The organism is Glycomyces mayteni (assembly GCF_042428885.1).
GTDB classification, from domain to species: Bacteria; Actinomycetota; Actinomycetes; order Mycobacteriales; family Micromonosporaceae; genus Glycomyces; species Glycomyces mayteni.
The window spans coordinates 1-15,982 of record NZ_JBHMBP010000003.1 but is presented as its reverse complement, the minus strand read 5'-3'; the positions used below and the strand labels follow the sequence as shown (position 1 = coordinate 15,982).

The window sequence follows — 15,982 nt, the reverse complement described above, 5'->3', positions numbered from 1 at the left end:
ACGGAAGAATGCGCAAACCCAACCCCTCGGGCGTCTCGCGGAGGACGCTCGCCAAAGCCGGGATCTTCGGCGCGGCGGCCGCACCCCTCCTCGCGGCCTGCGGCAACGACGGCGGCGGCGGCGACGACGGCGACGGCGAGCTGGACTTCTGGTGGTGGGGCTCCGACCCCCGCCACGAGTACACCCAGAAGATCGTGGACGCCTTCCTCGCCAAGAACGAGGGCCTCACGATCAAGCCCAGCCCCAACGAGTTCGACGCCTACTGGGACGCCCTCAACGTCTCCGTCTCCGGCAACAACGCCCCCGACGTGATGCAGCAGGACGACCGCTACCTGCGCGACTACGCCGACAAGAACGCCCTCCTGGCCCTCGAAGAACTCGACGTCGACCTGTCGAACATCGAGGAGTCCACCCTCAAGACCGGGCAGTTCGACGGCAAGACCTACGGCATCCCCACCGGCGTCAACGCGTTCGCGCTCCTGGTGAACCCGGCGATCGTCGAGGCCGCGGGCGTCGCGATGCCGGACGACACCGCCTGGAGCTGGGAGGACTTCCTCGCCTTCACCGCCGACGTCTCCGCGGGCGGCGACGCGATCGGCAGCTCCGGCCTCTCGCTGAGCAACGAGTCCCTGTTCAACGTGTTCGCCCGCCAGAAGGGCGAGAGCCTCTACACCGACGAGGGCACCCTCGGCTTCACCGAGGGCACCATGAACGAGTGGTGGCAGCTCGTCCTCGACCTCCAGGCCGCCGGGGGCATCCCCGAGTCCTCCCAGATCGTCGAGTACGCCGCCGCCGGCCAGGACCAGTCGCCGCTCGCGACCGGCACCGGCGCCTCGGAGTTCTACTGGACCAACCAGATCGGCGCGATCCAGACCGTGCTCGGGGCCGACCTCGTCCTGCTGCGCCCGCCGGGGGAGTTCACCGGCTCCCAGACGGGCCTGTTCCTGAAGTCGGCCATGTTCTGGTCCGCCGCCCGCACCACCTCCGACAAGGCCGCCGCGGGCGAGCTCATCGACTTCCTGCTCAACAGCGACGAGTCCCTCGACCTCATGCTCGGCGACCGCGGCCTGCCCGCCAACATCGCCCAGCGCGAGCGCATCCTCCCGCAGCTCCCCGCCGACCAGAAGCTCGGCGCGGACTTCATCGCCGCGATCACCCCCGACCTGTCCGAGGGCCCCGCGGTCCCGCCGGTCGGCTCCGGCGCCGCCGCCGACATCATGCGCGGCGTCTACGAGGGCCTGCTGTTCGGCAGCGCCACCGTCGAGGAGTCGACCGCCTCCTTCATCGAGCAGGTCAACACCGCCATCGGCGCTTAGGCGCCCTACCACTGCACGACCGGAGGGGACGGGCGCGGCCCGTCCCCTCCCGCATGCCGCACGGGTACCATTGGAGCGATGACCAGCCAGTTCGTGCTCACGCTCTCGTGCCCCGACCGCCTCGGCATCGTGTACGCCGTCTCCGGGTTCCTCACCCGCCGCGACGCGAACATCGAGGACTCCCAGCAGTTCTCCGAGCACGGCTCCGGACGCTTCTTCATGCGCGTCGAGTTCAGAACCGAGCACGCCCGCGACGAACTGGCCGTCGGCTTCGCCGAGATCGCCCGCGAATACGACATGGACTGGCAGCTCACCGACCGGGCCGTCAAGCCCCGCGTCCTCATCATGGCCTCCAAGCAGGGCCACTGCCTCAACGACCTGCTCTACCGCTTCCGCATCGGCGCCCTCCACGGCGAGGCCGCCGCGGTCGTCTCCAACCACCCCGACTGGGCCGACCTCGCCGCCTCCTCCGGCGTCCCCTTCCACCACCTGGCCGTCGGCCCCGGCGGGAAGCCCGCCCAGGAGCAGGAGGTCCTCGACCTCATCGAGGCCGAGAACATCGACGTCGTGGTCCTCGCCCGCTACATGCAGATCCTCTCGCCCGAGTTCTGCGCGAAGCTCCCCGGCCGCATCATCAACATCCACCACTCGTTCCTGCCGAGCTTCAAGGGCGCCCGCCCCTACCACCAGGCCCACGCCCGCGGCGTCAAGCTCATCGGCGCGACCTGCCACTACGTCACCTCCGACCTCGACGAGGGCCCGATCATCGACCAGGAGGTCGCCCGCGTCGACCACGCGATGACCCCCGAGGACTTCGTCTCCGCCGGACGCGACCTCGAATCGACCTGCCTCGCCCGCGGCCTCGCCGCCCACCTCGATCAGAGGATTCTCCTGAACGGGCATTCCACGGTCGTTTTCCGCTAGCGGATAATGGCCGCGTGACAGTCGCGAAAGAAGAGCAGCGCGAGATCGTGCTCCTGGGGTCCACCGGCTCCATCGGCACCCAGGCCATCGACATCGTCCGCGCCAATCCGGACCGCTTCCGCGTGACCGCGATCGGCGCGGGCGGGTCCAACCCCGCCCTCCTCGCCGAGCAGGCCGTGGAACTGGGCGCCGAGGCCGTGGCCGTCGCCGACGCGACCGCCCTCGAAGCCGTCCAGCTCCGCCTGTTCGCCGCCGCGAAGGAGCGCGCCTGGGACTCGGGCGGGTTCAAGATGCCGAAGCTCATCGCCGGACCGAACGCCATGACCGAGATCGCCGCCTGGCAGGCCCACACGGTCCTCAACGGCATCACCGGGTCCATCGGCCTCGCCCCGACCCTCGCCGCCCTCAAGGCCGGACGCCAAGTGGCCCTTGCCAACAAGGAGTCCCTCGTCGCCGGGGGCCCGCTCGTCGCCGAGGCCGCCGCCCCCGGCCAGCTCGTCCCCGTCGACTCCGAGCACTCCGCGCTCGCCCAGTGCCTGCGCTCCGGCGCGCCCGAGCGCGTCGCCAAGCTCGTCCTCACCGCCTCCGGCGGCCCCTTCCGCGGCCGCACCCGCGGCGACCTCGCCGAAGTCACCGTCGAGCAGGCCCTCGCCCACCCCACATGGGCCATGGGCCCGGTCGTCACCATCAACTCCGCGACCATGGTCAACAAGGCCCTCGAAGTCATCGAGGCCCACGAGCTGTTCGGCGTCGCGTACGACGACATCGACGTGGTCGTCCACCCGCAGTCGGTGATCCACTCCATGGTCGAGTTCACCGACGGCTCCACCATCGCCCAGGCCTCCCCGCCCGACATGCGCCTGCCCATCGGCCACGCCCTCGCCTGGCCCGACCGCCTCCCCGGCTCGGCCCGCCCCGTCGACTGGACCCAGGCCGCCGACTGGCACTTCGAGCCCCTCGACGAGACCGCGTTCCCCGCCGTCGCCCTCGCCAAGGACGCCGGCCGCGCCGGGGGCCTCGCGCCCGCGGTCTACAACGCCGCCAACGAGGAAGCGGTCGCGGCGTTCCGCGACGGGCGCCTCCCGTTCCTCGGCATCGTCGACACCGTCGCGCGGGTCCTCGACGACGCCCCGGAGTTCGGGCGGCCCTCCAGTGTCGCCGACGTCCTCGAAGCGGAGAACTGGGCGAGGTCGAGCGCCCGACGGCTAGTCTTGGCAGCGTCCGAGCGTTAGAAGGAGCTAAGTTGGCCGCTTACATCACCGGAATCGCCCTGTTCGCGCTGGCGATCCTCATCTCCGTGAGCCTCCACGAGTTCGGGCACATGCTCACCGCGAAGGCGTTCGGCATGAAGGTGACCCGCTACTTCGTGGGCTTCGGGCCGACCCTGTGGTCCTTCCGCAAGGGCGAGACGGAGTACGGCGTCAAGGGCGTCCCCCTCGGCGGCTTCGTCAAGATCGTCGGCATGACCCCCCTCGAAGAGGAGGAGGAAGACCTCGACGAGAAGGACCAGAAGCGGGTCTTCTGGCGCAAGCCGCTATGGCAGCGCACGATCGTGCTCGCCGCGGGCTCGGTCACCCACTTCATCCTCGGGTTCGTCGTCCTGTGGATCCTCGTGGCCTTCGTCGGGATCGGCGTCAACCCCGCGTACGCTTCGGCCGCAGCCGAGTCGGAGCAGGACGTCGCGGTCACCGTGGCGCCGTGCGTCGTCACCTCGGACCCGGCCACCGGCACCGCCGGGGACTGCGCCGAGGGCCAGATCGAGGGCCCCGCCGCCACCGCCGGGATCGAGGACGGCGACCGGATCGTGAACGTGGGCGGGACCGCCGTCACCGACTGGGACTCCCTCATCGCCACCGTCTCCGACCTGACGCCGGGCGAGGCCGTGGCCGTCACCGTCGACCGCGACGGCGCCGAGAAGACCGTCGAGGTCACCCCGTACGCCGCCGAGGCCGAGAACGCCGACGGCGCCGTCGAGACCGTTGCGCGCCTTGGCGTCACCATCTACGTCGACCCCGCGATCCCCTACACCGCCGCGGGCGCCGGGCCGATCGATGGGATCGGCGAGACCGTCTCCTACACCGGGGACATGTTCCGCGAGACGTTCGTCGCGCTCGGCCAGCTGCCCTCGAAGATCCCGCCGCTGTGGGACGCGATCATGGGGGAGGAGCGCTCCGAGGACACCCCCGTGAGCGTCGTGGGCGCCTCCCGCCTGGGCGGCGAGATGGTCCAGTACGACCAGTGGGCGATGTTCTTCATGCTGCTGGTGGTCCTGAACTACTTCATCGGCGTGTTCAACCTGCTGCCGCTGCTGCCGATGGACGGCGGACACATCGCCATCGCCTGGTACGAGAAGTTCCGGTCGTGGGTGGCCGCCAAGCGGGGCAGGCCCGACCCGGGCCGAGTGGACTACTTGAAGCTGATGCCGCTGACCTACGCTGTGATCGTCCTCCTGGGCGGCTTCATGCTGCTCACCATCACCGCCGACATCGTCAACCCGATCACTATCTTCAACTGACCAGCGAATCTGGGTGGAGACTAGCTCTATGACCGCAGTGAACCTCGGTATCCCCACCAAGCGCCACGATCACGAGATCGAGCCCCTGGCGCCCCGCCGCACGACCCGCCAGCTCAACGTCGGCGGCGTCCTGGTGGGCGGCGGCGCGCCGATCAGCGTCCAGTCCATGACCACGACCCGGACCTCCGACATCGGCCCGACGCTCCAGCAGATCGCGGAGCTGACCGCCGCGGGCTGCCAGATCGTGCGGGTCGCGTGCCCGACGCAGGACGACGCGGACGCGTTGAAGGTCATCGCGAAGCAGTCGCAGATCCCGGTCATCGCGGACATCCACTTCCAGCCGAAGTACGTGTTCGCCGCGATCGACGCGGGCTGCGCGGCGGTGCGCGTCAACCCGGGGAACATCAAGCAGTTCGACGACAAGGTCGGCGAGATCGCCAAGGCGGCGAAGGACGCGGGGACGCCGATCCGCATCGGCGTCAACGCGGGCTCGCTCGACAAGCGCCTGCTCCAGAAGTACGGGAAGGCCACCCCGGAGGCCCTCGTCGAGTCGGCGCTGTGGGAGGCGTCGCTGTTCGAGGAGCACGACTTCCGCGACATCAAGATCTCGGTCAAGCACAACGACCCGGTCGTCATGGTCAAGGCGTACCGCCTGCTCTCCGAGCAGTGCGAGTACCCGCTGCACCTGGGCGTCACCGAGGCCGGACCGGCCTTCCAGGGGACGATCAAGTCCGCGGCGGCGTTCGGCGCGCTCCTGTCGGAGGGCATCGGCGACACCATCCGCGTCTCGCTCTCGGCCCCGCCGGTCGAGGAGGTCAAGGTCGGCAACCAGATCCTGGAGTCCCTGGGCCTGCGCGAGCGCGGCCTGGAGATCGTCTCGTGCCCCTCGTGCGGGCGCGCGCAGGTCGACGTGTACACCCTGGCCGAGCAGGTCACGGCCGGTCTCGAAGGGCTGCCGGTGCCGCTGCGCGTGGCCGTCATGGGCTGCGTCGTGAACGGCCCCGGCGAGGCCCGCGAGGCCGACCTGGGCGTGGCGAGCGGCAACGGCAAGGGCCAGATCTTCGTCAAGGGCGAGGTCATCCGCACCGTGCCCGAGTCGCAGATCGTGGAGGTGCTCATCGAGGAGGCCGTGCGCCTCGCCGAGGAGATGGGCGCCGACCTGCCGGACGAGTTGAAGGAGCTCGCGGGGCCGGTCGTCAAGGTCCACTGAGTGTCGGATGGCCGACTCCCGACAATCGAACGGTTCCCTACGCTGGGAAGCAGCGGCAGTTCAAGCTGGGTGCGAACCGGACATCCCGCCCATCATGTGCAGAATTCCACATTGGTGACTCGGGGGATTCCGCCTGCCCGTCCCGGCGCGCCACGCATAATGACTGTCGTGCATGCACCCGTGGAAGGGGAGCCATCGACATGGGCAAGATCGAGCGCCAGATATCCGAGGGCGTCACCAAGTACTACTGGTACCCCGGAGAGAAGATCGACTGGATCCGGGGCGTCCTGACGCTCCTCGGCGGCGGGCTGCTGTTCGCGCTGATCTACGTCGTCACGAAGAACACGCTCCTCGCCGCGGTCGTGGCGGGCACGGCGGTCCAGGCGGTCGTCGGCGCCTACCTCGGCCGCCGGGACGCCGCGGGGCTCTCGGAGTTCCACGACCCGGCGACCGAGCGGCGCGAGGCCGTCATCGACGGCACCCGCGCGGCCTGGCGCGGCACCCTCCAGGGCCTGCTGTGCGCGGGCTCGGCGATGCTGGTGCTGAACATGCCGCACACGGGGTTCCTCGCCGACTGGGTGCTGCCGTTCGTGCCCTCGATCATCGGCGCGATCGCGCACTCCGGCGGGATGCTGTGGGAGCGGCTCGCGCAGGAGGTCACGGCCCCCGAGGCCGCTGCCGCGGCGGCGGAGGCCGACGCGGAGGAGCCCACCAAGGAGCTCGAAGCGGCCTGACCGCTTCGTCCGAGAGGCCCGCGCCCCTGACGGGGGGACGCGGGCCTTCGGCGTTCGCGGGGAGTGGTGAGCCGACGCAGGGCGACTGCACGCCGCCTGGGTTGGACAGGCGGGGCGCTCGACCGCGGGAGGTGTCGTACACCGCCGCCCCGGTCGGAACCGGACGGCGGAACTACCGCGGGAGCAGCGCCCCGCGTCGGCTCGGTAGGAGAGAGTCCTCGCGGGGTCCGGCCCAGCTCAAGGAGTGGACCGGAGATCTCAGGATGCCCATTCGGGATTCGAAACGCAAGAGGTTTTCTCCTCGCGAACCGCACTTTTCCGCGTCGTCTCGGTAACGGTGCAACAGCCGCCCCGCGGGCCCCGCGCGGGCCGTCGCTAGCATGGCCCGATGAGTTCCCGTCCCGCCCTGCGCCCCGGAAGGCAGAGTCCCCGCCGCAGCGTCCCCGACGCGATCAGCCGCCCGGAGTACGTCGGGAAGCCCGGCCCGGCCCCGTTCACCGGCACCGAGGTCAAGGACGCCGAGACGATCGAGAAGATGCGGATCGCGGGCCGGATCGCCGCCGACGCGCTCGTGGAGGCCGGGAAGGCCGCCGTCCCGGGCGCCACCACCGACCGGATCGACGCCGTCGCCCACGAGTACCTGTGCGACCTGGGCGCCTACCCCTCGACGCTCGGGTACCGCGGCTTCACCAAGTCCTGCTGCACCTCCCTCAACGAGGTCATCTGCCACGGCATCCCCGACTCCACGGTGGTGCGCGACGGCGACATCGTCAACGTCGACATCACCGCGTTCATCGGCGGCGTCCACGGCGACTGCAACGCCACGTTCCTCGCCGGGGACGTCTCCCAGGAGGCCCGCGACCTCGTCGAGCGCACCTGGAAGGCCACCTGGCGCGGCATCAAGGCCGTCAAGCCCGGCCGCCAGCTCAACGTCGTCGGCAAGGTCATCGAGGCGTACGCCGCCCGCTTCGGATACGGCGTGGTCCGCCAGTTCACCGGCCACGGCATCGGCACCGCGTTCCACTCCGGCCTCTACGTGCCCCACTACGACAACCCGAAGCTCACCGTCGAGATCGAGACCGGCATGACGTTCACGATCGAGCCGATGATCAACATCGGGACCGCCGACCACGACATGTGGGACGACGGCTGGACCGCCGTCACCAAGGACCGCAAGTGGTCCGCCCAGTTCGAGCACACGCTCCTGGTCACCGACGACGGCTTCGAGATCCTCACCCTCCCCACCGAGGGCGCCCCCGCGGGGACCCCCGCCGGACAGGCATAGCGAAAGGCCCGGCCGCATGTGCGGCCGGGCCTTCACTTTCCTTGCGGCACTACGTGATCCGGCGCTCGCTCGGCAGCGTCGCCTTCGTGAACAGCAGCGCCCCCGCGGCCGCCACCAGCGGCACCGCCAGCAGCATGATCGCGAAGCTCGCCCACGGCAACTCCCAGCCGTACATCACCTCGAACGGGTAGCTCCACCGGTACGGCCGGTTCAGGGCCTCGCGGATCACCGCGTACCCGAACACGCCCGCCACCGTGCCCAGCCCGGCGCCGAACAGCGCGATCACCGCCGTCTGCCACATCGCGAACCGCTTGCGCAGCCCCGGCGCCGCCCCGACCGCGCCGAGCGTCGCCATGTCCTTGCGCTGCTCCGCGATGATGAGGCCCGTCGACACGGCCGTCGCGCCCAGCGCGACCAGCGCGCACAGGCCCGTCACGGCGATCGTGAAGTAGAACATGAACGGGTCCGTGTAGTCCACGACCGAGAAGTACGCGTACACCTCGCCGCCGGCCAGCTCCTGGCTGAAGTCCGCCGCCAGCGCCTCCGCGGCGGCCTCGTCCACCTCGCCCGCGCCGCGCACCAGGAAGTTCTGCTCCCACAGGCCCGCGGTCATCCCCATCTCCTCGGCCGCGCCGGGGCTCAGGAACAGGCGGTTGTAGCCGAGCTGGCCCCGCTCCACGTACATCGCGGGGACCGCGAGCTCGCTCGTCTCCGCGGTGCCCTCGTCGACGATCCCCTCCTCCTCGTCGTAGACGGTGAGGGACCGCACCATCGTGAGCATGCCGTCGTCGGTGACCGCATGCTCGTCGGCCACCAGGACCCCGCCGGCCTCCAGCATCGCCACGGCCCGGTCGAGCTCGTCGCCCTCCAGGTCGGTGTAGGCGGCCACGACCTCAGGGTCGGTCGAGCCGGGAACGCTGTACAGCGAGCCCCATCCCGCGTCGGCCGACGTCTCGTCGCACCGCTCGTCCTCGCGCGCCGCCTCCACGGCCGCCCGCATGCTGTCGTCGTCCGAGACCTCGGTCTCCCAGTACGGGCACCGGTTCTCCTCGGGACGCACGAACTGCCACTGGCAGTCCACGGCCGTGCCCGGCTCGTCGGAGGTCTCGCCGCAGCCGTCGGACGGCGAGTACATCGCCACCGGCACCAGGCGCACCTCGCCGAGGTTCGCCTCCACGAGCGTCTCGGCCTCGGCGGACGCCGCGTCCCAGTCGATCGTCTCCGGATCAGGGGTGTTCATGTACAGCGACAGCGTCATGTCGCCCTGGGGGAGCAGCCGCTCCTGGCTCTGCTCCTGCCGCACCGAGTCCGCGGTCACGATCATTGAGAACGCCATGCCCGCCGCGACCACGCCGAGCACCGCGGCGATCGCCGGGGCCGCGGAGCCGCGGTTGCGCCCCGCCTCCCGCAGCGCCATCCGCGGCGCCAGCGGCAGCCACTTGCCGAGCCTCGCGGCGAACATCAGCAGCGCGGGCGTACACGCGACCAGGCCGAGCTGCGCCAGGACGATCGCCGCCGCGAGCAGCTGCACGTTCCAGACGATGACGCCGCCGACGCCCGCGGCGATGCCCGCCGCGAGGACACCGAGGCCGCCGAACAGCCACTTCTTCGAGCCCTTGCGGCGTCCCGCGCGTCCCGTCAGGGCCTCCACGACGTTGACGCGGGAGGCGCTGACCGCCGCCGCGAGCGCCGACAGGAGGCCCGTCGCGATCGCCACCCCCACGAGTGCCGCCTGGAGCGCGGGCATCACCTTCAGCCCCGCGCTGCGGTGGCCGACGAGCTGCTCCAGCCACGGGAGCCCCGCCGCGACGAGGCCGACGCCGATCACCAGCGCCGCCACGGCGGCGAGGAGCCCGAACAGCACGCCTCCGGCGAGCACGGTGGTGCGGATCTGCGCAGGCGTCGCGCCGTTGGCGCTCATGAGCGCGAACTCGCGGGTGCGGCGCCGCGCGCTGATCGCGAACGCGGGCCCGGCCAGGAGCACGACCTCCATGACGACGACGATCACGATGAGGCCGTAGATCGTCAGCTCCGAGTCGTTCACGGCCGCCGCGGTGTCCGCGTAGTCGCCCGAGGGCGGCGTGTCCAGCAGCGACTTCGACCAGACGGTCATGCCGAGCGCGTTGAGGGCTTCTGCCTGCTCCATCGTGAGCGGCTCGGGCGTGTCGACCAGCCAGCCGCTCGACTCGTCGCTGAACATCCCGCCGATGGCGTAGCGGTCGTTGAGGTTCCACGGCAGCTCCACGATGCCGCTGACCTCGTGGGCCCCCGCGCCGGAGCCTTCCTCGACCGACAGCTCGTCGCCGACGCCGAGTTCGAGGTATGCCGCGGCGGCCGAGCTGAGGACGACCTCGCCGCGGCCCGGCGCGGAGCCTTCGAGGTACTCCAGGCCCGCGTCCTCGTAGAGCGAGTCGCCGAGGTTGTACGCGAAGCCGAAGATCTGGCCGAGCCCGTCCGGGGTCTCGACCTGCACGGAGGTCCCGGACTGGTTGTAGGGGGTGTAGGGCACGATCCAGGAGCCGACGGGCAGCTCAGCGAGGATCTCCTGGTCGGTGACGCCCCTTCCGGGATCGTCCCAGTCGACCATGTCGTAGTAGGGCCACAGCTCGTTCCAGCTGTGCTGCTCGATCGGCGCGCCGGGCACGCCGAACTCGATGTACGCCTCGTTCTCGCCGAGGATCTGCGCGGCGGTCTCCTCGTCGGAGAGGTCCGTGGTGTCGTAGGCGCTGGCGGCGATGGCGACGGCGAGCAGCGGCAGGCCCAGGAGGGTGATCGACAGGGCCGACCGGCCCTTGTAGCGCCACGCCTCGCGGCGGGCGATGCGGAATCCGAGCCGCTGGCTCGCGAACATCACTGGGCCCCTTCGAGGAGCGTCTCGGCGTCGGCGAGCGGCGCGGACGAGTCCACGACGCGGCCGTCGCGCAGGAACACCACCCGGTCGGCCCAACCGGCGTGCCGGGCGTCGTGGGTGACCAGGAGCCCGGCGGCGCCCTCGTCGCAGCGGCGGCGCAGCAGCTTGAGGACCTCCTCGCCGGTCACCGAGTCGAGCGCGCCGGTCGGCTCGTCGGCGAGCACGAGCCGCCGGTCCCCGATCAGCGCGCGGGCGATGGCGACGCGCTGCGCCTGCCCGCCCGACAGCTCGTCAGGGAACCGGTCGCCCTGCTTGGCGTCCAGGCCGACCTCTTCGAGCGCGGCGTGCGCCAACGTGCGCGCCTTGCCTGCGGCCATCCCGTCGAGTTCGAGCGGCAGGGCCGCGTTCTCGGCAGCCGTCAGACTCGGCACCAGGTTGTAGTCCTGGAACACGTACCCGACGCTGCGGCGGCGCAGCGCCGCGAGCTTCTTCTTGTTCAGGGACGCGAGGATCGTGCCCTCGACCAGGACCGCGCCGGACGTCGGGGCGTCGAGCCCCCCGGCCAGGTTGAGGAGGGTGGACTTGCCGGAGCCGGAGGGGCCCATGATCGCCACGAGCTCCCCGGCATCGATGCGCAGGTCGGTGTCGACGAGGGCGTTGACGGCGTTGTCGCCGTCGCCGTGGACGCGGGTGACGCCCTGGAGTTGCAGAACGGACATGGTGGGGGTCACCGCTTCTCTTGGAGGACTTCGGTCTCGGACTCGTCGGCGTGCTGGGGGAACGGGCGGGGCTCGGGCCGGCCGGTGCGGGCCACGACGGCCTCGGTGTGGTCGAGCCACCTGATCTCGGCCTCCGCGCGGAAGATCATCGACTCCAGGACCAGCCGCCACGCCAGCTCGGGCTGGTCCTCGGCGGCCTTGAGCCGGGTGTACTCCTGAAGGAGCCGGAGGGTGGCCGTCCGCTGCCGCTGGATGACGTCGGCGACGTCCACTCCGGGGGTGGTCACGGCCAGGGCGAGCTTGATCGTCAGCTCGTCGCGGGGCCGGTCGGCGGCCTGCACGGGGGAGGCGAACCAGCCCGCGAGGTGGCGGCGCCCGGAGTCGGTGATCCGGTAGGGGCGCTGGCCGGAGTCGTTCTCGGGGAGGGCCTCGACGAGCTCGTCGCGTTCGAGCCGGTTGAGGGTGGTGTAGACCTGGCCGATGTTGAGCGGCCAGGTGTTGCCGGTGGCGCTCTCGAACGCGGAGCGGAGCTGGTACCCGTAGGCGGGTCCGCGTTCGAGCAGCGCCAGGAGGCTGTGCTTGACACTCATGTGCAACCTCGCATCGCTGGGGACACTCTTCACCGTGAAGAGATACTCAGTAGGGTATAGCGGGTATGCAAATGATGGATACGCGGTATGGGTTCTTGATGCGATCCCAGGTCAGCGGGTTACTCGGGCCGTCCGGGCCACGGGTCGGCCACGGCCTGGCCGACGGCGAGCCGCCACCGCGCGAGCGCGACGGCCGCGGCCGAGTACATGTCGAGGCACAGCCGCCGCTCGTCCGGGTCGGACGCGGCCACGCCCGCCCGCCACGTGGTGGCGACGCTCTCCTCCACGGTCGTCAGCAGCTCCTGCGCGGCCGCCGCGTCGCCGATGACGCCGACGTCGTAGGACGGCTCGGGCGGGGGCGCGTCGGCGCCCGAGGCCGCGTAGTGGTCCAGCAGCACGTCGCGCCGGGACCGGTGCTCGGATTCGAGGGCCTCGGCCCGCTCCCTCGGATCGCCGTCGAGGTGCACGGCGGCGGCCCCGTAGGCGTAGATCGCGGCGTACTCGGCGGCCAGGCCGGTGTCGATCGCGGTCACGCGATCACCGCCGCGTGGGCCGCGCGGCTGGCGGCGATCTCGCCGAAGAGCACGGCGTAGTCGGACTGGGTGGTCATGCACGCCTCGGCGGCCTCGGCGCTCCCGGCGGTCTCGGCGTCGGCGAGGGCGCCCGCGTCGGCCAGGGCCGCCGCTTCCTCCTCCTCCGCGACCCTGCTCGGGCGCAGCAGCCGCTCCAGTGTCGCGGCGTGTGTGCGGTGGTCTTCGGCGATCTCGTTGTATCCCAAGGCTTCTGCTCCTTGCGCGAGTGCGCGCGCGGTGCGGAGCGCGGCGGTGAGGTCGGCGTCTGCGGTGATGATCTGGCCCGTCTGACCGGTGCAGCCCGCGGCCGTGAGGACGGCCGCGCCTACCAGGAGTCCGCGTCGAGTCGTGAACACACACCCAGTTTCCCAGGCTGCCTTTCCATTCTGACTCCGGGCGGTTAATCTCGGCGAATTAGGCGATAGGAGAGGAGTGCGCATGGGAAACGAGCAGCGCGCCGAAGTGGAATCGATCCTCGACCCGGCGGTGTCCGCCGCGGGGTACGACTTGGAGGGGCTGACGGTCACCAAGGCCGGCCGCAGACTCCTCGTCAGGGTCCTTGTGGACAAGGACGGCGGGATCAGTCTGGACGATGTGGCCGTTGTCTCGAAAGCGTGCTCGAAGGCCCTGGACGAGGCCGAGTCCACGGGAGGACCCTTCGCGGACACCGCATATACCCTGGAAGTGTCGTCGCCGGGGGTCGACCGTCCGCTGACCGAGCCCCGGCACTGGCGGCGTAATATTGGGCGCTTGGTAGCCGTGAACATCGGGGAGGAGCCCGTGAAAGGGCGGATCGCGGATGCCAGCGAGCGGGGGATTGAACTAGAGGCCGACGGCGTGCGCCGTTCGGCCACCTATGCCGAGCTGGGGCCCGGCAAGGTGCAGATCGAGCTGCGATGAGCGTCCGAAGGCGACGCCACCGGCTCGCACGCCTTGAACGGCCGCGGTGAGGACAACTCAAGACTTAAGGAGAACGGGTGCATATCGACCTGGCCGCGCTGCGGTCGCTGGAACGCGAGCGCGACATCCCTTTCGAGACAATCCTCGGCGCTATCGAATCGGCGCTGCTGACCGCCTACAAGCACACCCCCGGGGCCGATGAGCGCGCACGAGTCGTGGTCAACCGCGACAGCGGGATCGCCAATGTCTTGGTACCCGTGTTGGACGAGGAGGACGAGGTCGTCTCCGAGCGCGACGACACCCCCGAGGGCTTCGGCCGGATCGCCGCCCAGACCGCGAAGCAGGTCATCCTCCAGCGGCTGCGCGAGGCGGCCGACGAGGTCAACTACGGCGAGTACTCCGGCAAGGAGGGCGACATCGTCACCGGCGTCGTCCAGGCCCACGGGGAGCGCAACGAGCGTGGCATCGTCACCGTGGACCTCGGCAAGATCGAGGCGACCCTCCCGTTGAACGAGCAGGTGCCCGGCGAGACCTACGAGCACGGGAAGCGCATCCGCGCCATCGTGATCCAGGTGAACCGGACCGCCCGCGGACCCCAGATCACCCTCTCCCGCACCCACCCGGCCCTGGTCAAGAAGCTGTTCGCGTTCGAGGTCCCCGAGATCGACGAGGGCGCCGTCGAGATCCCGGCGATCGCACGTGAAGCCGGTCACCGTTCCAAGATCGCGGTGCGCGCCACAACGAAGGACGTCAACGCGAAGGGCGCGTGCATCGGCCCGATGGGCTCGCGCGTGCGCGCCGTCATGAGCGAGCTCGGCGGCGAGAAGATCGACATCGTCGACTGGAGCGCCGACCCCGCGCAGTTCGTCGCGAACGCCCTCTCCCCGGCGAAGACCCTGTCGGTGCGGGTCGTGGACGAGTCCACGCGCTCCACCGAGGTGATCGTCCCCGACTACCAGCTTTCGCTGGCGATCGGCCGGGAAGGGCAGAACGCGCGCCTTGCGGCCAGGCTCACCGGTTGGCGGATCGACATCAAGTCCGACGCGCACGTGTCCGGCGGCACGAAGGAGGAGACCGGCCCGGCCGGTGGCGGCCGCCGCTCCGGGAGGTAGACTTATTAACGGATCGCAACGTGACGCAGCGGTAGTCCGCACCTGTGTGGGATGCCGCAGACGCGCTTCCGCTTCCGAGCTGCTGCGCGTCGTCGTCCAACGCTCTGAGGGTTCCCAGAATCGCTTGATTCCGGACCTGCAGCGCCGCCTCAGCGGCCGCGGAGCCCATGTGCACCACTCTACGAACTGCCTTGACCAGGCAGTTCGCAAGCGTGCGTTCGCCAGGGCCCTCAGGATAGACGGAGCCGTGGACGTCGCCATGGTGCGAGCCCTTGTCGAGTCGGAGTCGGCCGAGAGGCCGACTCCCGCACACGAAAAGCAGGTAGAGACCGAATGAAGACCACGCGATGAAGTTCTCCCGATGAACTGGTTGTCAGTGGAAGGCTGAGGTCGGCGGGCGCTGCCCGTACGGCCTCGAATGTGAGGAGTGCAGTGGCAGCAAAGCCCCGCGTACATGAACTTGCCAAGGAACTGGGCACGACGAGCAAGGACTTGCTCGCGAAGCTCGGCTCGATGGGCGAGTTCGTGAAGTCAGCGTCGAGCACGGTCGAAGCGCCGGTGGCGCGTCGGCTGCGGCAGGAGTACGACGCCGCACAGGGCGCCCCGGCAGCGTCGGCCGGGAAGACCGAGACCCCGACGCCGGCCGCCCCCGTGAAGCCCGCGGCGTCCAAGCCGCGCCCGGCGGCGCCGAGCCCGTCCAAGATCATGCAGGCCAAGGTCGACGCCAAGGACGCCAAGTCCGAAGCGAAGGCGGAGGCCGAGGCCAAGAAGGCCGCGAAGAAGGCCGCCCCGAAGCCGGGTGCGGCCGCCGGTCCGAAGCCGGGCCCCAAGCCCGCTCCGGCCCCGCTCCAGCCCGAGATCAAGCCCGCGTCCGCCCGCGACATCGAGGTGGCCGCGGAGCAGAAGCGCGCCGAGGAGCTGCTCAAGCGCCAGCAGGAGCAGGCCGAGGCCGCCAAGCGCGCCGCGGCGGCTCCCAAGCCCGGCCCGAAGCCCGCTCCGGCCCCGGCCGCTCGTCCGGGCGCGCCGAAGCCGGGCCCGAAGAACCCGTTCGGCGTCGGCGGCGGCACGCCCGCCCCGAAGTCGCGTCCCGCTGACGGCGGCGCCGAGCGCCCCGGCGGTCCCCGCCCCAGCCCGCGCATGATGCCTCCGCGCCCGAACCCGGGCATGATGCCCGGTCGTCCGGCCGGCGGCGGTCGTGACGGCGGCGCGCGCGGTGCCCGCGGCGGCGGTCGCGGCGGCCCCGGCGGCGGCGCC

16 protein-coding genes are annotated in these 15,982 nt (G+C 70.8%); 11 read left to right on the top strand and 5 right to left on the bottom strand.

The genetic code is table 11. The annotated features are described in order from the left end of the window. The first annotated feature begins 8 nt into the window (after nucleotides 1–8). From ACFFXY_RS12610 to map, 7 genes are all read left to right on the top strand, one after another. On the top strand, nucleotides 9–1,316 hold the full coding sequence (locus tag ACFFXY_RS12610) for an ABC transporter substrate-binding protein (protein ID WP_382350685.1): 1,308 nt from the start codon (nucleotides 9–11) through the stop codon (nucleotides 1,314–1,316). A 78-nt stretch (nucleotides 1,317–1,394) separates the two neighbouring features. Beyond that, entirely contained in the window at nucleotides 1,395–2,240 is an 846-nt protein-coding gene (gene purU / locus ACFFXY_RS12605) for a formyltetrahydrofolate deformylase (RefSeq protein WP_382350682.1), read from the top strand. Nucleotides 2,241–2,287: 47 nt separating this feature from the next. Next, nucleotides 2,288–3,472, top strand: a complete 1,185-nt coding sequence (gene dxr / locus ACFFXY_RS12600) for a 1-deoxy-D-xylulose-5-phosphate reductoisomerase (protein WP_382351988.1) — start codon at nucleotides 2,288–2,290, stop codon at nucleotides 3,470–3,472. An 11-nt stretch (nucleotides 3,473–3,483) separates the two neighbouring features. Continuing rightward, nucleotides 3,484–4,755, top strand: coding sequence for a M50 family metallopeptidase (locus tag ACFFXY_RS12595; protein WP_382350679.1), 1,272 nt, complete (start codon nucleotides 3,484–3,486; stop codon nucleotides 4,753–4,755). Between the two features lie 28 nt (nucleotides 4,756–4,783). After that, the gene (ispG, locus tag ACFFXY_RS12590; RefSeq protein WP_106362138.1) at nucleotides 4,784–5,965 is read left to right on the top strand and encodes a flavodoxin-dependent (E)-4-hydroxy-3-methylbut-2-enyl-diphosphate synthase; all 1,182 of its coding nucleotides are present in this window, start codon (nucleotides 4,784–4,786) and stop codon (nucleotides 5,963–5,965) included. Between the two features lie 200 nt (nucleotides 5,966–6,165). Next, nucleotides 6,166–6,699 carry a hypothetical protein gene (locus tag ACFFXY_RS12585; RefSeq protein WP_359953427.1) on the top strand — a complete coding sequence of 178 codons (534 nt, stop codon included), beginning with the start codon at nucleotides 6,166–6,168 and terminating at the stop codon, nucleotides 6,697–6,699. Between the two features lie 388 nt (nucleotides 6,700–7,087). Then, the gene (map, locus tag ACFFXY_RS12580; RefSeq protein WP_382350674.1) at nucleotides 7,088–7,984 is read left to right on the top strand and encodes a type I methionyl aminopeptidase; all 897 of its coding nucleotides are present in this window, start codon (nucleotides 7,088–7,090) and stop codon (nucleotides 7,982–7,984) included. A gap of 49 nt (nucleotides 7,985–8,033) precedes the next feature. On the opposite strand, the gene ACFFXY_RS12575 is transcribed toward map, so the two are convergent. The 5 genes from ACFFXY_RS12575 to ACFFXY_RS12555 form a co-directional block, all read right to left on the bottom strand. Then, nucleotides 8,034–10,835 (bottom strand): FtsX-like permease family protein, encoded by a 2,802-nt coding sequence (locus ACFFXY_RS12575; RefSeq protein WP_382350671.1) that lies wholly within the window; start codon nucleotides 10,833–10,835, stop codon nucleotides 8,034–8,036. After that, nucleotides 10,835–11,554, bottom strand: coding sequence for an ABC transporter ATP-binding protein (locus ACFFXY_RS12570; protein WP_382350668.1), 720 nt, complete (start codon nucleotides 11,552–11,554; stop codon nucleotides 10,835–10,837). The genes ACFFXY_RS12575 and ACFFXY_RS12570 overlap by 1 nt, the downstream gene beginning before the upstream one ends. An 8-nt stretch (nucleotides 11,555–11,562) precedes the next feature. Continuing rightward, complete coding sequence (locus ACFFXY_RS12565; protein WP_382350666.1) at nucleotides 11,563–12,144, bottom strand: PadR family transcriptional regulator; 582 nt, start codon at nucleotides 12,142–12,144, stop codon at nucleotides 11,563–11,565. Between the two features lie 119 nt (nucleotides 12,145–12,263). Next, nucleotides 12,264–12,677, bottom strand: a complete 414-nt coding sequence (locus tag ACFFXY_RS12560) for a DUF4439 domain-containing protein (protein ID WP_382350663.1) — start codon at nucleotides 12,675–12,677, stop codon at nucleotides 12,264–12,266. Continuing rightward, on the bottom strand, nucleotides 12,674–13,072 hold the full coding sequence (locus ACFFXY_RS12555; protein WP_382350660.1) for a hypothetical protein: 399 nt from the start codon (nucleotides 13,070–13,072) through the stop codon (nucleotides 12,674–12,676). Before ACFFXY_RS12555 ends, ACFFXY_RS12560 begins: the two co-directional genes overlap by 4 nt. A gap of 82 nt (nucleotides 13,073–13,154) precedes the next feature. Between ACFFXY_RS12555 and rimP the strand changes: the two genes are divergently transcribed. The 4 genes from rimP to ACFFXY_RS12535 form a co-directional block, all read left to right on the top strand. After that, nucleotides 13,155–13,616 (top strand): ribosome maturation factor RimP, encoded by a 462-nt coding sequence (gene rimP / locus ACFFXY_RS12550; RefSeq protein ID WP_382350657.1) that lies wholly within the window; start codon nucleotides 13,155–13,157, stop codon nucleotides 13,614–13,616. Between the two features lie 77 nt (nucleotides 13,617–13,693). Further along, nucleotides 13,694–14,728 (top strand): transcription termination factor NusA, encoded by a 1,035-nt coding sequence (gene nusA / locus ACFFXY_RS12545; protein WP_359953438.1) that lies wholly within the window; start codon nucleotides 13,694–13,696, stop codon nucleotides 14,726–14,728. Further along, a complete protein-coding gene (locus ACFFXY_RS12540) occupies nucleotides 14,703–15,065 on the top strand; it encodes a YlxR family protein (RefSeq protein WP_382350654.1) in 363 nt (120 codons plus the stop codon). Before nusA ends, ACFFXY_RS12540 begins: the two co-directional genes overlap by 26 nt. An 83-nt stretch (nucleotides 15,066–15,148) precedes the next feature. After that, on the top strand, nucleotides 15,149–15,982 hold an 834-nt coding region (locus tag ACFFXY_RS12535; protein WP_382350651.1), incomplete at its 3' end, for a translation initiation factor IF-2 N-terminal domain-containing protein.

Excerpts from the sequence above, each read along its gene's own strand:
- purU (WP_382350682.1), top strand. The coding sequence starts at position 1,395 with ATGACCAGCCAGTTCGTGCTCACGCTCTCGTGCCCCGACCGCCTCGGC.
- ACFFXY_RS12565 (WP_382350666.1), bottom strand. The coding sequence starts at position 12,144 with ATGAGTGTCAAGCACAGCCTCCTGGCGCTGCTCGAACGCGGACCCGCC.
- ACFFXY_RS12575 (WP_382350671.1), bottom strand. The coding sequence starts at position 10,835 with ATGTTCGCGAGCCAGCGGCTCGGATTCCGCATCGCCCGCCGCGAGGCG.
- ACFFXY_RS12610 (WP_382350685.1), top strand. The coding sequence starts at position 9 with ATGCGCAAACCCAACCCCTCGGGCGTCTCGCGGAGGACGCTCGCCAAA.
- map (WP_382350674.1), top strand. The coding sequence starts at position 7,088 with ATGAGTTCCCGTCCCGCCCTGCGCCCCGGAAGGCAGAGTCCCCGCCGC.
- ispG (WP_106362138.1), top strand. The coding sequence starts at position 4,784 with ATGACCGCAGTGAACCTCGGTATCCCCACCAAGCGCCACGATCACGAG.
- ACFFXY_RS12570 (WP_382350668.1), bottom strand. The coding sequence starts at position 11,554 with ATGTCCGTTCTGCAACTCCAGGGCGTCACCCGCGTCCACGGCGACGGC.
- rimP (WP_382350657.1), top strand. The coding sequence starts at position 13,155 with ATGGGAAACGAGCAGCGCGCCGAAGTGGAATCGATCCTCGACCCGGCG.
- ACFFXY_RS12585 (WP_359953427.1), top strand. The coding sequence starts at position 6,166 with ATGGGCAAGATCGAGCGCCAGATATCCGAGGGCGTCACCAAGTACTAC.